This window comes from Micromonospora sp. NBC_00898 (genome assembly GCF_045207895.1).
Classification (GTDB): domain Bacteria; phylum Actinomycetota; class Actinomycetes; order Mycobacteriales; family Micromonosporaceae; genus Micromonospora.
On record NZ_CP108775.1, the window covers coordinates 4,181,882 to 4,196,112 of the forward strand.

The 14,231-nt window shown below is 75.3% G+C and carries 10 protein-coding genes; 1 reads left to right on the plus strand and 9 read right to left on the minus strand.

Going from position 1 to position 14,231, the window contains the following annotated elements:
* Nucleotides 1-10 precede the first annotated feature (10 nt).
* The 9 genes from OG799_RS20330 to OG799_RS20370 all read right to left on the minus strand — a co-directional run bounded on the left by OG799_RS20330 (nt 11) and on the right by OG799_RS20370 (nt 9,373).
* On the minus strand, nt 11-1,075 hold the full coding sequence (locus OG799_RS20330; protein WP_406036747.1) for a hemolysin family protein: 1,065 nt from the start codon (nt 1,073-1,075) through the stop codon (nt 11-13).
* Nucleotides 1,072-2,424 (minus strand): hemolysin family protein, encoded by a 1,353-nt coding sequence (locus OG799_RS20335; protein WP_406036748.1) that lies wholly within the window; start codon nt 2,422-2,424, stop codon nt 1,072-1,074. Before OG799_RS20335 ends, OG799_RS20330 begins: the two co-directional genes overlap by 4 nt.
* A gap of 161 nt (nt 2,425-2,585) precedes the next feature.
* Nucleotides 2,586-2,915 (minus strand): monovalent cation/H(+) antiporter subunit G, encoded by a 330-nt coding sequence (mnhG, locus tag OG799_RS20340; RefSeq protein WP_406036749.1) that lies wholly within the window; start codon nt 2,913-2,915, stop codon nt 2,586-2,588.
* Complete coding sequence (locus OG799_RS20345) at nt 2,915-3,178, minus strand: monovalent cation/H+ antiporter complex subunit F (protein ID WP_406036750.1); 264 nt, start codon at nt 3,176-3,178, stop codon at nt 2,915-2,917. Before OG799_RS20345 ends, mnhG begins: the two co-directional genes overlap by 1 nt.
* Nucleotides 3,175-3,846: a Na+/H+ antiporter subunit E gene (locus OG799_RS20350; protein ID WP_406036751.1), complete on the minus strand. Its 672-nt coding sequence runs from the start codon at nt 3,844-3,846 to the stop codon at nt 3,175-3,177. The genes OG799_RS20345 and OG799_RS20350 overlap by 4 nt, the downstream gene beginning before the upstream one ends.
* Entirely contained in the window at nt 3,843-5,351 is a 1,509-nt protein-coding gene (locus OG799_RS20355; RefSeq protein WP_406036752.1) for a Na+/H+ antiporter subunit D, read from the minus strand. The genes OG799_RS20350 and OG799_RS20355 overlap by 4 nt, the downstream gene beginning before the upstream one ends.
* A gap of 55 nt (nt 5,352-5,406) precedes the next feature.
* Nucleotides 5,407-5,889, minus strand: coding sequence for a Na(+)/H(+) antiporter subunit C (locus OG799_RS20360; protein WP_406036753.1), 483 nt, complete (start codon nt 5,887-5,889; stop codon nt 5,407-5,409).
* 114 nt (nt 5,890-6,003) lie between these two features.
* Nucleotides 6,004-8,838, minus strand: a complete 2,835-nt coding sequence (locus OG799_RS20365) for a Na+/H+ antiporter subunit A (protein WP_406036754.1) — start codon at nt 8,836-8,838, stop codon at nt 6,004-6,006.
* 148 nt (nt 8,839-8,986) lie between these two features.
* Nucleotides 8,987-9,373 (minus strand): hypothetical protein, encoded by a 387-nt coding sequence (locus OG799_RS20370; protein WP_406036755.1) that lies wholly within the window; start codon nt 9,371-9,373, stop codon nt 8,987-8,989.
* Nucleotides 9,374-9,545: 172 nt separating this feature from the next.
* Here OG799_RS20370 and OG799_RS20375 point away from each other — a divergent pair, with 172 nt between their 5' ends.
* Nucleotides 9,546-14,156, plus strand: a complete 4,611-nt coding sequence (locus OG799_RS20375) for an ATP-dependent helicase (RefSeq protein WP_406036756.1) — start codon at nt 9,546-9,548, stop codon at nt 14,154-14,156.
* Nucleotides 14,157-14,231: the final 75 nt, after the last annotated feature.

The following is a 14,231-nucleotide window of genomic DNA, read 5'->3' on the forward strand; positions in this document are numbered from 1 at the left end:
GGGCGGTCAATCAGCGCAGGCGGCGGCCTCGCGGCACCGGGTCGGTCTCGTCGTCGAACTCGCCGATGACCTCCTCGAGAAGGTCCTCCAAGGCGACGAAGCCGATCGGCCGGGTCGGGCCACCGCCGTTGCTGACCAGCGCCAGCTGGGCCTGTCGGCCGCGCATCGCCGCAACCGCCTCGGTGACCGAGGCCTCCCCGGGCACGGTGAAGGCCGGGGTCATCAGCTCACCGGCGGTCGCCGGCCGGCCGGTGGTGACCGCCCGGACCGCCTCGCGGACGTGCACCAGGCCGCAGACCTCGCCGCCGGCGTCGAGCACGGCGAGCCGGGACCGGCCGCTGTCGCGGGAGACGTGTTCGATCCGCTCGGCGTTGTCGTCCCGACGGACCGTGACGATCCGGTCGAACGGCTCCATCACCTGCGCCACCGTGGTGCCCTGCAACTCCAGCATGCTGGTCAGCAACTGGTGCTGTTCCGCGCCGAGCAGCCCGTGCTCGCGGGACTGCTCCAGCAGGATGCGCAGCTCGTCCGGGCCGTGCACCATGGCGAGCTGGTCCTGCTGTCGCACGCCGACCAGCCGCAGCACCAGGTTGGCCAGCGCGTTCAGCGCGGAGAGCACCGGGCGGGAGACCCGGGCGAAGGCCCGGAAGGGCAGCGCCAGCAGCGTCGCGGAGCGCTCCGCATCGGTGATCGCCCACGACTTCGGGGCCATCTCGCCGACCACCAGGTGCAGGAACGTCACCAGGCCGAGAGCGAAGAGCAGCGCCACCAGGTGGCTCACCGCGTCCGGCAGGCCCACCGCGTGCAGCAGCGGGCTGAGCAGGTGCTCGATCGCCGGCTCGGCCAGGGCGCCCAGCCCCAGGGTGCAGAGCGTGATGCCGAGCTGCGCGCCGGCCAGCATCAGGGGCAGCTCGCGGACGCCGTCCAGCGCCGCGCGGGCCGCCCGCCCGCCCCCGGGCGCCGCCTGTTCCAGCCGGTACCGCTTGGCGGCCACCAGGGCGAACTCGGCGGCCACGAAGAAGCCGTTCAGCGCCAGCAGCACGACGGAGAAGAAGAGTGCGAACCCGGGGCTCATGCCGCCTCCTCCCCGCGTTCGGCGCCAGCCACCCGGAGCCGGACGGAGTCGGCGACGTGCCGGTCCACGGCCAGCACCTCGACCAGGGCGCGCTCGGCGTCGGGCAGCTCACCATCGGCGGCGAGGCTGATCTCCAGCCGGTCGCCGACCTCGGGTACCCGGCCCAGCTCCCGCATGACCAGCCCGGAGAGGGTGTCGTACTCGGGGGCCTCGGGCAGCGAGATGCCGGTGCTGTCGGCGACCTCGTCGATCCGCCAGCGGGCCGGCACCACCCAGGAGCCGTCGTCCTGCCGGGCCGGGGCCCGCTCCGGCGGGTCGTCCTCGTCGCGGATCGGCCCGACCAGTTCCTCGGCGATGTCCTCCAGGGTGATCACGCCGGCGAAGCCGCCGTACTCGTCGACCACGCAGGCGAGCTGCCGGTGGCCGACCCGGAGCCGGTCCAGCACCGTCGGCAGCGGCAGCGTCTCCGGCACCAGCAGCGGCGGTACGGCCACCGCCTCGACCCGGGTGGTCGCCCGCTGCGCCGGCGGTACCCCGAGCACGTCGGCGATGCCGATCACGCCCACCAGGTCGTCGACGCCCTCGGCGCCGCGGACCGGAAAGCGGGAGTGGCCGGTGTCGAGCAGTTCGACGACCCGGCTGACCGGCTCGTCGGCGCGTACGGTGTGCACGTCGACCCGGGGCACCATGGCCTCCCCGGCGGTCAGCTCCCGGAAGTCCAGGCCCCGGTCGAGCAGGTCGGACATCTCGGCGTCGAGGCGCCCCTCCTCGCGGGACTCGGCGATGATCTGTTCCAGCTCCGCCGGGGTGGCTCCGCTGGGCAGCTCCTCGATCGGGTCGATGCCGACCCGGCGCAGCAGCCGCACGGCGGCCCGGTCGAAGAGGGTGATCACCGGGCCGGCGACCTTCAGGTAGATCAGGGTGGACCGGCTCAGCGCGCGGGCGAGGGGTACGGCGCGGACGATGGCCAGGTTCTTCGGGGCCAGCTCGCCGAGGACCATCTGCACCACGGTGGCGATGACCAGGGCCAGCACCACCGACAGCGGGAGGCTGACCGCGGTGGAGACGCCGGCGACGCCGAGCAGGTCGGCCAGCCCGCCGCCCAGGTACGGCTCAGCGACGTAACCGACGAGCAGGGCGGTCACGGTGATGCCGAGTTGGGCGCCGGAGAGCATGAACGACAGCCGGCCGGTCACCTCCAGGGCCCGGGCGGCGGGCACGTCACCGGCGTCGGCGAGCTGTTTGAGCTTGCCGCGGTCCACGGCGACGTAACCGAACTCCTGGGCCACGAAGTAACCGGTGGCGGCGGTGAGCACGATGATGAGTACGAGACCCACGACGATCAGCACGGGAGGTTCAGGGCTCCCGGGGTCGTCGGGGTGACGGGATGCCGGGCACGACCCGGCTGGCTACTGCTGCCCTCCTGGGCAGAGGAGTCGATCATGCGCCCATTTTATCGGCGCTGGCTGGACGCCCGCTGAAGGTGGCACAGTTGTCCGGTTCCGACCGGTCAGCGGTCGGCCAGCTCGTCCGTGTCGAGCAGGGCCCGGTCGACCCGACCCGACCGGTACGCGGCCCGACCGACCATCTGGGCGGCGACCGGCGCGGTGGCCAGTTGGAAGACCGCGACCAGTGCCAGCATGCCCAGGTCCGACGGCGTACGCAGGCGCAGCGCCACGCCGGCGAGCAGCAGCAGCACGCCGAGCACCTGCGGCTTGGTGGCCGCGTGCATCCGGTCCAGCACGTCCGGGAAGCGCAGCACGCCGATCCCGGCGGCCAGGCTGAGCAGTGCCCCCGCGGTCAGGCAGGCCGCGCCGAGCCAGTCGGCGACGACGCCCATCACGCCTCCTCGCGGACGGCGAAGCGGACCAGGGCCACCGAGCCGACGAAGCCGAGCAGGGAGAGCACCACCAGCACGGGCAGCGTGGTGGCGTGCCGGTTGACCGCCGCCTCCGCGCCGACCGCGCCGAGCATGGTGGAGAGCAGCAGGTCGGCGGCGACGACCCGGTCCAGCAGCGACGGCCCCCGGTAGATGCGGGCGAGGGCGAGCAGGGCGGTGACCGAGAACAGCACGGTCAGCACGACGGCGAGGAGCACGGTCACGGGTTCTTCCTCCGGTCGACGGGTTCGGTGCGCAGCTGGCGTACCTCGGCGGGCGAGCCGATCGCGCGGACGATGCGCCGCTCGACGGCGAGGATCCGGTCGCGGCTCGCGGTCAGGTCCGCCGGGCCGCGGACGTCGAGCACGTGCGCGTAGAGGACGCCCTGGTCCCGATCCACCTCGAGGATGAGGGTGCCCGGGATCAGGGAGATCACCTCGGCGGTGAGCGCCAGGTTGAGGTCGGTGCGGACCCGCAGCGGCACCGCGATGATCGCGCCGCGCGGCCGGTAGCCGGGGCGGACGGCGATCGCGGCGACGTGCAGGCTGGCGCTCACCAGTTCCCCGGCGAAGGTGGCGGCCAGCACAAGCAGCGCCCGGGGGCGGAGCCGGCCGCCGAAGGTGACCGGCGGCAGCGGGAAGAACAGCAGCACGGTGGCGCCGACGATCAGCCCGCCGAGCACGTTGCCCCAGGTCACGTCCCCCCAGAGCAGCAGCCAGGCCAGCATCAGCCAGCCGAGGGCGACCGCCTGGTCCCGCCGCCGGCCGCCGCGCCCGACCGCCGCCGGCTGCGGGCCGGCCGGGGCGTCGCGGCCCGGCGGACCGGCCGGGCCACCGCCGGCGGGCGGTCGGTCCGCCGGCCCGGACCCGCCGGACGGGCCGCCGACGGTCACGGGACGCCGCCCGGGAAGACGGCCCGCACGTAGGGGGTCCGGGCGCGCAGGTCGGCGGCGGCGTCCGCGGTGACCTCGAAGAGCGGCCCGGCGGCGAGGGTCAGGGCCACGCCGAGCACGACCAGGGCGGCGGTCGCGCCGACCATCAGCACCGGCAGCCGCACGGTCGGGTCGGCGGTGGCCAGCCGGGGCGAGCGCCAGAACGCGATGTTCCACACCCGGGAGGCGGCGTAGAGGGTGAGCAGGCTGGTGACCGTGCCGGCCCCGACCAGGACCCCGGGGAGCACGCCGCCCGCCGCCACGCCGGCCTGGAGCAGCCCGAGCTTGCCGAGGAAGCCGGAGAAGGGCGGGATGCCGGCGAGGTTCATCGCCGGGACGAAGAAGAGCACCGCGAGCAGCGGGGCGACCCGGGCCAGCCCGCCGAGGCGGCGCAGGTCGGTGCTGCCGGCCCGCTCCTCGACCAGGCCGGCGACCAGGAAGAGGGTGGTCTGGATGGTGATGTGGTGCACCACGTAGAAGATCGCCCCGGAGAGGCCGGCGACGCTACTCAACGCCACCCCGAAGATCATGTAGCCGATGTGGCTGACCAGGGTGAAGGAGAAGAGCCGCTTCATGTCGGACTGGGCCACCGCGCCGAGGATGCCGACCAGCATGGTCAGCCCGGCGACCACCATGAGCAGCTGGTCGGCCTGCCCGCCGGGGAAGAGCAGCGTCTCGGTGCGGATGATCGCGTACACGCCGACCTTGGTGAGCAGGCCGGCGAAGACCGCGGTGACCGGGGCCGGGGCGGTCGGGTAGCTGTCCGGCAGCCAGGCGGAGACCGGGAAGACCGCCGCCTTGATGCCGAAGGCCAACAGCAGCATGAGCTGCAACGCCAGGCGTACGCCGTCGGGCAGGCCGTCCAGCCGCCCGGCGAGCTGGGCCATGTTGAGGGTGCCGGTGGCCGCGTACACCAGGCCGACGGCGGCCAGGAAGATCATTGAGGAGAGGACGCTGACCACCACGTACGTCGAGCCGGTCCGGATCCGGGTCTCGGTGCCGCCCAGCGTGATCAGCGCGAAGCTCGCCGCCAGCAGGATCTCGAAGCCGACGAAGAGGTTGAACAGGTCCCCGGCCAGGAAGGCGTTGGTGACGCCGGCGGTCAGCACCAGGTAGGTGGGGTGGTAGATGCTCACCGGCGCGGTCTCGCTGGTCTCCCCGCGCCCCTGGCCGATCGAGTAGAGCAGCACGCAGAGGGTCACCGCCGAGGAGACCACCAGCATCAGCGCGGCGAGCTGGTCGGCGACCAGCACGATGCCCACCGGCGCCGGCCAGCCGCCCACCTGCACCACCACCGGGCCGTGCCGGTAGGCCTCGACCAGCAGCGCCACCGCGACCGCCAGGGTGGTGGCGAGGCCGACCACGCTGACCGACCGTTGCAGCCGAGGCCGGTTGGCCAGGATCAGCGTCAGCGCGGCCCCGAGCAGCGGCACTGCCACCGGCAGCGGCACCAGCGCCGGGGTCACTCGGCCGTCTCCGTTCGCGACTGCGGGGCTCGCCGGACCGGCCCACTCGTCGCGTTCACCGCTGGTCCCCCCGCCGCCGCAGCCGGCGCAACGCGGGCCCCGGGTCCACCTGCTCCGGATCGTTGTCCGGGCCCTCGCCGCCGAAGTCCGCGGTGGACACCTCGTTCCGCTCGGCGAGTCGGACGACCTGCCGGTCCTCCAGGTCGTCCTGCACCTCGTCGTCGCCGCTGAGATGCCAGCTGCGGTAGGCGACCGCGAGCAGGAACGCGGTCAGCCCGAAGGTGATCACCACGGCGGTGAGCACCATCGCCTGGGGCAGCGCGTCGCTCATCTCCCCGGTCGGCGCGGTGCCCACCACCGGGGCGACTCCGGACCGGCCGGCGAGCAGGATCAGCAGGTTCACCCCGTTGCCGAGCAGGATGACGCCGAGCAGGATCCGGCTCAGGCTGCGCTCCAGCAGCAGGGTGACGCCGGTGGCCACCAGCACCCCGACGGCGATCACCAGCACCAGGGTCGGTCCCGCCCCGGCCGCGCTCACCGCGCCACCTCTGTTCGCGACTGCGGGGCTCGCAGAACCGGCTCACTCCTCGCGCTCACCGCGCCACCTCTGTTCGCGACTGCGGGGCTCGCAGAACCGGCTCACTCCTCGCGCTCACGTCCGGTCCCCCTCCCGGTCGACCGCCAGGCCCCCCTCCGGGCCGCCGCTCGCCTCGATGTGCCGGTCCACCTCGGCGCCGAGGCTGCGCAGGATGTCCAGCACCAGCCCGACCACGACCAGGTAGACGCCGACGTCGAAGAAGAGCGAGGTGACCAGGTAGAAGTGCCCGAGCAGGGGCAGCCACAGGTCGACCTTGACGCTGTCCAGCACCGAGCCGGTGAACAGCAGCCCGGCCACGCCACTGCCCACCGAGACGGCCAGCCCGGTGCCGAGCACCGTGCCGGCCCCGATCGGGGCGGCCTCGGCCAGCTCGTACCGGCCGCCCGCCAGGTAGCGGACCGCGAGGGCGAGGCCGGCCACCAGGCCGCCGGCGAAGCCCCCGCCGGGGGCGTTGTGCCCGGAGAAGAGCAGGAAGAGGGAGAGCAGCAGCACGGTGTGGAAGATCAGCCGGGTGACCACCTCGAAGACGATCGACCGGCGCCGCTCGCGCAGCGTGGTCCCCCCGCGCAGCCAGACCGACCGCCGGTCCCGACGGGGCGCGGACGGCGTCGGACGGCGGGGCCGCGGCCCGGTGCGGGACCGTTCGAAGACCAGGCTGGCCACCCCCGTCGCGGCCACCACCAGCACGGAGATCTCGCCCATGGTGTCCCAGGCGCGGATGTCGACCAGGGTCACGTTGACCACGTTGCGGCCATAGCCCTGGGCGACCGCCAGGTCGGGGAAGGCCAACGAGATCGACGGCGTACGCCGGGCGCCGGCCGCCACCAGTGCGAGGCCGGCCATCACCAGCCCGGCCGCCACCCCGATGCCCCGCCGTAGCCAGCGGCTGCGGCGCAGCGGCCGGGCCGAGAAGCGGTCCGGCAGCCGCCGCAGCACCAGCACGAAGAGCACGATGGTGGCGGTCTCGACGAGGAACTGGGTGAGCGCCAGGTCGGGCGCGCCGTAGAGGACGAACATCATCGCGGTGCCGTAGCCGGTCACGCCGACCAGCAGCATCGCGGTGAGCCGGCGGCGGGCGCCGACGGCGAGCACCGCCGCCACCGCGATCACCAGGCAGAGCACGAGCTGGGCGGGGGTGTCCCAGAACGCGATCCGCTGCCGCCAGGGCCGGGCGGCCAGCATCGCCGTGCCGGGGACCAGGACCAGCGCGAGCAGGACGGCGCCGAGGTACTGCGGCAGGGAGCCGCGCTGGGTGGCGCTGGTGACCTCGATGGCGACCCGGTCGAACCGGTGCGTCACCCACTCGTAGCCCTGGTTGCCGCCGACCGGGAAGCGGAGCCGGGCCAGCGCGGGGGCGAGCGGGCCGCGGACCAGGTGCAGCGCGAAGCCAGCGGCGACCGCGACGGCGGATAGCCCCAGCGCCAGGTTCGGCCCGGGCCAGAGCGCGAGGTGGGCCTCCCCCGGGCCGAAGAGCTCGGCGTACGGGTGGAGCAGGCCGCCCAGCCAGCCGGCGGCCGGACCGGCCGCCAGCCCGGCGGCGGCGAGCACGGTCGGGGGCGCCACCATCGCGGCCGGGGTGGCGGCCAACTCGGTGGGCGGCGTGCCGGGACGGCTGGCGAAGGCGCCCCAGAGGAACCGGATGCTGTAGGCGACGGTGAGGGCGGTGCCGCCGACCAGCACGGCGAGCACGAGCGGCCGCCCGGTGAAGGCGGCGAGGACCGCCTCCTTCGCGACGAAGCCGAGCAGCGGCGGCAGCCCGGCCATCGACGCGGCGGCGAGCCCGGCGACCACCGCCAGCAGCGGCGCGGTGCGCCCCACCCCGGACAGCTCCCGCAGGTCGCGGGTGCCGGCGGTGTGGTCGAGGAGGCCGACGACGAGGAACAGGGCCGCCTTGAACAGCGCGTGCGCCAGCAGCATCGCGACGCCGGCCAGCGCCGCCTTCGGGGTGCCGGCGCCGATCACCACGGTCAGCAGGCCGAGCTGGCTGACCGTCCCGTACGCCAGCAGCAGCTTCAGGTCGGTCTGCCGCAGCGCCGCCCAGCCCCCGACGACGAGGGTGACCAGCCCGGCGACCACGGTGACCGGCCGCCACGGGCCGGCGACGGCGAGCACCGGGGCGAGCAGCCCGAGCAGGTAGACCCCGGCCTTCACCATCGCCGCCGCGTGCAGGTATGCGCTGACCGGCGTCGGCGCGGCCATCGCCACGGGCAGCCAGGAGCTGAACGGCACGACGGCGGACTTGGCCAGCGCCCCGACCAGGATCAGCAGCACCGCCACGGTGAGGTACCGACCGCCGGGCAGCGGCGCGGCGGCGATCGCCGACCAGCGGTAGCCGCCGGCGTGCCGGCCGAGCAGGAGGAAGCCGACCAGCATGGCCAGCCCACCCAGGGTGGTCACGGTGAGCGCCTGGGCGGCCGCCCAGCGGCTGGACCGCCGCTCGGTGCTGTGCCCGATCAGCAGGTAGGAGAAGACCGTGGTCAGCTCCCAGAACACGTAGAGCAGCAGCAGGTCGTCGGCGACGACCAGGCCGAGCATCGCCCCGGCGAAGGCGACCAGCACGGCCGCGAACCGGGACAGGCCCGCCGAGCCGGGGTGGAAGTAGCGGGCGGAGTAGACCAGCACCAGCGCGCCGACGCCGCCGACCAGTAGCACCATCAGCCAGGACAGGGTGGTGAGCCGCAGCGCGACGTCGAGCCGCAGCTGGCCGATCCACGGGTACGTCTCGACGACCGCGCCGCCGTCGCGGACCGCCGGGGTGTGGGCCACGGCCCAGCCGCACGCGGCGGCCGGCGCGAGGGCGAGGGGGTAGCAGGCGCGCGGACCCCACCAGCGGACCAGCAGCGGCGCGAGCAGGGCCGCCACCAGGTGCAGGATCAGCAGTACGAGCACACACGCTCCAGGTCGAGGTGGCGCCGCACCCCGGACGGGGCACGCTCCGGCCACGACCGATCAGACGTCACATCCCCCGCCCACGGGCGATTTTCCGCAAAACCGCCCTCTTGATCACCGGAGTGGGCCGGTGCGGGCGGCGAGGGGGTCAGCGGAGGGCGGTGTCGGTGGCGGAGAGGGCCGGGGTGCGGGAGGGGCGCTCGCGGCGGGTCTCCACCAGCAGGTCGGGGCGGCCGAGTTGGTGCACGGCCTTGTTGACCACCCGCTGGGCGGCGGTGAGGGACCGCACCGAGAGCAGCCGGCCGCGGCTCTCCCGACGGAGGACGAAGTAGTGCACCGCGGCGCGGACCAGCCCGCGGTCGGCGGCGCTGGAGTGGGCGGTGGCGATGACCAGCTCCCGCAGGCAGCGGGCGAGCTGCTCGGCGAGCTCCAGCTCGGGGCCCTGCAGGCCGGTGCGGAGCGCGACGAGATGGCTGTCGACCTTACGGATGAGCACGTCGGTCCCGGGCCCGGAGCCTCGCTCCTCGACGGTCATCCAAAGCCCCCCACCCCACGCTGCGTTGGGAGTGAAGTTACTTTATGTTGCGCGGCACAAGCAAGCAGTTAAGTAAGACTTAACGCGTTCAACGTCGCATCCGTCGCGTAAGAGTCCGATCCGGACAGAACCCGCGTCCGGCCGGGGCGGGATGTCAGACCGGCGGGGCAGGATGGAGGGCGTGGCGAACGAGACGGCCGGCGGCGACGCGGCGGTGCTGGCGGATTTCGGCGCGGCGACCCGGGAGTGGTTCACCGCGGCGTTCGCCGCGCCCACCGCCGCCCAGGCCGGCGCCTGGCGCTCGGTGGCCGCCGGGCGCAACGCCCTGGTCGTCGCCCCCACCGGCTCCGGCAAGACCCTCGCCGCGTTCCTCTGGTCGCTCGACCGGCTGGCCAAGGAGCCGCCGCCCGCCGAGGCGCGCCGGCGCTGCCGGGTGCTCTACGTCAGCCCGTTGAAGGCGCTCGCCGTCGACGTGGAGCGCAACCTGCGCGCCCCGCTCGCCGGCATCCGGCAGGCCGCCACCCGGCTCGGCGTCGCCCCGCCCGACATCACCGTCGGGATGCGCACCGGCGACACCCCGGCCGACGAGCGCCGCGCCTTCGCCCGCACCCCGCCGGACATCCTCATCACCACCCCCGAGTCGCTCTTCCTGCTGCTCACCTCCGCCGCCCGGGACTCGCTGCGCGGGATCGAGACGGTGATCGTCGACGAGGTGCACGCGGTGGCCGGGACGAAGCGCGGCGCCCACCTGGCGCTCTCCCTGGAACGCCTCGACGAGCTGCTGGAGGCGCCCGCGCAGCGGATCGGCCTGTCCGCCACCGTCCGGCCGATCGACGTCTGCGCCCGCTTCCTCGGCGGGGCCCGCCCGGTCGACGTGGTGCAGCCGCGCAGCAGCAAGACCATCGAGGTCACCGTCCAGGTCCCGGTGGAGGACATGACCCGCCTCGACGAGCAGGAGCAGCCGGCGGACGACCTGGGCGGCCCCGGCGGCCCGCGCCGGCCGTCGATCTGGCCGGCCGTGGAGGAGCGGGTCTTCGCGCTGATCCGGGCGCACCGCTCGACCATTGTCTTCACCAACTCGCGGCGCAGCGCCGAACGGCTCTGCGCCCGGCTCAACGAACTGGCCGCGGAGGAGCTGGCGGCGGGCGGCCCGGAGGCCGGCCGCACCGCCGACGCCGGCGGGCCGGTGCGGGCGCCGCGCCAGCCGGCGGAGGTGATGGCACAGTCCGGCGCGGCGGCCGGCGCCGCCCCGGTGATCGCCCGGGCCCACCACGGCAGCGTCTCCCGGGAGGAGCGCAAGCACATCGAGGAGGCGCTCAAGTCCGGCCAGCTCCCGGCCGTGGTCGCCACCTCCAGCCTGGAGCTGGGCATCGACATGGGGGCGGTCGACCTGGTGGTGCAGATCGAGGCGCCGCCGAGCGTCGCCGCCGGCCTGCAACGCGTCGGCCGGGCCGGGCACCAGGTCGGCGCGGTCTCCCGCGGCGTGGTCTTCCCCAAGCACCGCGGCGACCTGCTCTCCTGCACCGTGGTCGCCGAGCGGATGGCCGAGGGCGCCATCGAGAAGCTGCACTACCCACGCAACCCCCTCGACGTGCTGGCCCAGCAGATCGTGGCGATGGTCGCGCTCGAACCGTGGCGGCTCGGCGACCTGGCCGTGCTGGTCCGCCGGGCCGCCCCCTTCGCGGAGCTGCCCGACTCGGCCCTGCACGCGGTGCTGGACATGCTCTCCGGGCGGTACCCGTCGACCGCCTTCGCCGAGCTGCGGCCCCGGCTGGTCTGGGACCGCGCCACCGACGTGCTCACCGGCCGCCCCGGCGCCCAGCGACTCGCGGTGACCAGCGGCGGCACCATCCCCGACCGGGGTCTCTTCGGCGTCTTCCTGGCCGGGGCGGAACGCGCCGCCCGGGTCGGCGAGCTGGACGAGGAGATGGTCTACGAGTCCCGGGTCGGTGACGTCTTCCTGCTCGGCTCCTCCTCCTGGCGGATCGAGGAGATCACCCCCGACCGGGTGCTGGTCTCCCCCGCCCCCGGCCAGGCCGCCCGGATGCCGTTCTGGAAGGGCGACCAGCTCGGCCGGCCCGTCGAGCTCGGCCGGGCCATCGGCGCCCGGGTCCGCGCCCTGCTCCGGCAGGACGACGAGACCGCCACGGCCGCGCTGCGCGCCGGCGGGCTGGACGACTGGGCCGCCGGCAACCTGATGGCGTACCTGCGCGAGCAGAAGGAGGCCACCCGCTCCCTGCCGGACGACCGGACGGTGGTCGTCGAGCGGTTCCGCGACGAGCTGGGCGACTGGCGGCTCGCCGTCCACTCGGTGCTCGGCGCCCGGGTCAACGGCCCGTGGGCCCTGGCCATCGGCCGCCGGCTCGCCGAGCGGTACGGCGTGGACGCCCAGGTGATGCCCTCCGACGACGGCATCGTGGTCCGGCTGCCCGACACCGCCGACGAGCCACCCGGCGCCGACGTGGTGATCTTCGAGCCCGACGAGATCGCCCAGCTCGTCGAGGAGTCCGTCGGCACCTCCGCGCTCTTCGCCGCCCGGTTCCGCGAGTGCGCGGCCCGGTCGCTGCTGCTGCCCCGCCGCGACCCGCGCCGCCGGCAGCCGCTCTGGCAGCAGCGCCAGCGCGCCGCCCAGCTCCTCGACGTGGCCCGCGAGTACGCCGACTTCCCGGTCACCCTCGAGGCGGCCCGGGAATGCCTCCAGGACGTCTTCGACCAGCCCGCCCTGGCCGAGCTGATGCGCGATCTGGGCAGCCGCAAGGTGCGGCTGGTCGAGGTGGAGTCCGAGCGGCCCTCGCCGTTCGCCCGGTCGCTGCTCTTCGGCTATGTCGGCGCGTTCCTCTACGAGGGCGACGCCCCGCTCGCCGAGCGCCGGGCCGCCGCCCTGGCCCTGGACTCGGGGCTGCTCGGCGAGCTGCTCGGCCGGGTCGACCTGCGGGAACTGCTCGACCCGGCGGTGCTCGCCGAGACCGAACGGCAGCTGCGCTGGCTGACCGAGCAGCGCCGCCCCCGCGACGCCGAGGACGTGGTGGAGCTGCTCCGCGTGGTCGGTGACCTGAGCGAGGCCGAGCTGGCCGAGCGGGGCGCGCCGGTCGGCTGGCTGACCGAGCTGGAGGCCGCCCGGCGGGTGCTGCGAGTCCGGATCGCCGGCGAGGAGCGCTGGGTCGGCGTGGAGGACGCCGCCCGGCTGCGCGACGCGCTGGGCGTCGCGCTGCCCGTCGGGGTGGCCGAGGCGTACCTCACGCCGGTGGCCGACCCGCTCGGCGACCTGCTCGCCAGGTACGCCCGCACCCACGGCCCGTTCGCGGCGGCCACCTGCGCCGCCCGGTTCGGGCTGGGCGTCTTCGTGGTGGAGCAGACGCTGCGCCGGCTCGCCGCCACCGGTCGGGTGGTCTCCGGCGAGTTCGCCCCGGACAGCGTCGGCACCCAGTGGTGCGACGCGGAGGTGCTGCGGCTGCTGCGCCGCCGCTCCCTCGCCGCGCTGCGCCGGGAGATCGAGCCGGTGCCGCCCCGGGCCCTCGCGGCGTTCCTGCCCCGCTGGCAGCAGGTCGGCTCGTCGGCGCGGGGCGTGGAGGCGCTCGCCGCCGCCGTCGAGCAGTTGCAGGGCGCGGCGGTGCCGGCGTCCGCGCTGGAACGCCTCGTGCTGCCCGCCCGGGTCGCCGACTACTCCCCCGCCCAGCTCGACGAGCTCTGCGCCAGTGGCGAGGTGGTCTGGGCCGGGTCCGGGGCGATCTCCGGCGGCGACGGCTGGGTCACCCTGGCGTACGCGGACGCCGCGCCGCTGCTGCTCCCGCCACCGGACGAGGCGTTGACCCTGACGCCGCTGCACGAGGCGGTGCTCGACGCGCTCGCCGACGGCCAGGCGCTGTTCTTCCGCTCCCTGTCGGACCGGGTGGGGGCCACCGACGACACCGTGCTGACCGCCGCCGTCTGGGACCTGGTCTGGGCCGGCCACCTCACCAACGACACGCTCGCCCCGCTGCGGGCGGTGCTCGGCGGCGGGGGCGCGCACCGGTCCCGCCCGTCGGCGCCGCGGACCCGCTACCGCCGGCCCGGTCGGGTGGCGCTGCCCAGCCGCAGCGGCCCGCCCACGGTGGCTGGCCGCTGGTCCCGCCTGCCCGAGCGGGACCTCGACCCGACCCGTCGAGCCGCCGCCCTCGCCGACCTGCTGCTCGAACGGCACGGCGTGGTCACCCGGGGCGCCGTCATGGCCGAGCAGGTGGTCGGCGGTTTCGCGGCGGTCTACCCGGTGCTGTCGGCGCTGGAGGAACGCGGGGCGGCCCGCCGCGGGTACTTCGTCGAAGGGCTGGGCGCCGCCCAGTTCGCCGTCCCCGGGGCGGTCGACCGGATCCGTGCCCTGGCCGACCCCGCCGACGGCGGCCGGGGCCGGGGCGGGCCGACCCTGGTGCTCGCCGCCACCGACCCGGCCAACCCGTACGGCGCGGCGCTGCCCTGGCCCGAGCGGGTGGTCGACTCCGGCGACGGCGCGGCCCCCGCCACCGGGCACCGGGCCGGGCGCAAGGCCGGCGCGCTGGTCGTGCTGGTCGGCGGCGACCTGGTGCTCTACGTGGAGCGGGGCGGGCGGACCATCCTCTCCTTCACCGACGACACCGACACCCTCCACGCGGCCGGCAAGGCGCTCGCCGACGCGGTGCACTCCGGCGCGCTCGGCGCGATGTCCGTGGAGCGCGCCGACGGCGAGGCCGTGCACTCCTCGCCGCTGCGCGACGCGCTGACCGCCGCCGGCTTCCGGGCCACCCCCCGCGGCCTTCGGCTGCGCGGCTGATCGCCCGGGACGGCATGCCGCGCACGTCACCCGTGCCCGGGGAGCACGCCGCCGCGCCCCGGGATGACCCCAGAG

What these genes read in the sequence shown, in the direction of transcription:
- OG799_RS20330 (WP_406036747.1), bottom strand. Translation starts at nt 1,075, where the DNA reads ATGAGCCCCGGGTTCGCACTCTTCTTCTCCGTCGTGCTGCTGGCGCTG.
- mnhG (WP_406036749.1), bottom strand. Translation starts at nt 2,915, where the DNA reads ATGGGCGTCGTCGCCGACTGGCTCGGCGCGGCCTGCCTGACCGCGGGG.
- OG799_RS20370 (WP_406036755.1), bottom strand. Translation starts at nt 9,373, where the DNA reads ATGACCGTCGAGGAGCGAGGCTCCGGGCCCGGGACCGACGTGCTCATC.
- OG799_RS20375 (WP_406036756.1), top strand. Translation starts at nt 9,546, where the DNA reads ATGGAGGGCGTGGCGAACGAGACGGCCGGCGGCGACGCGGCGGTGCTG.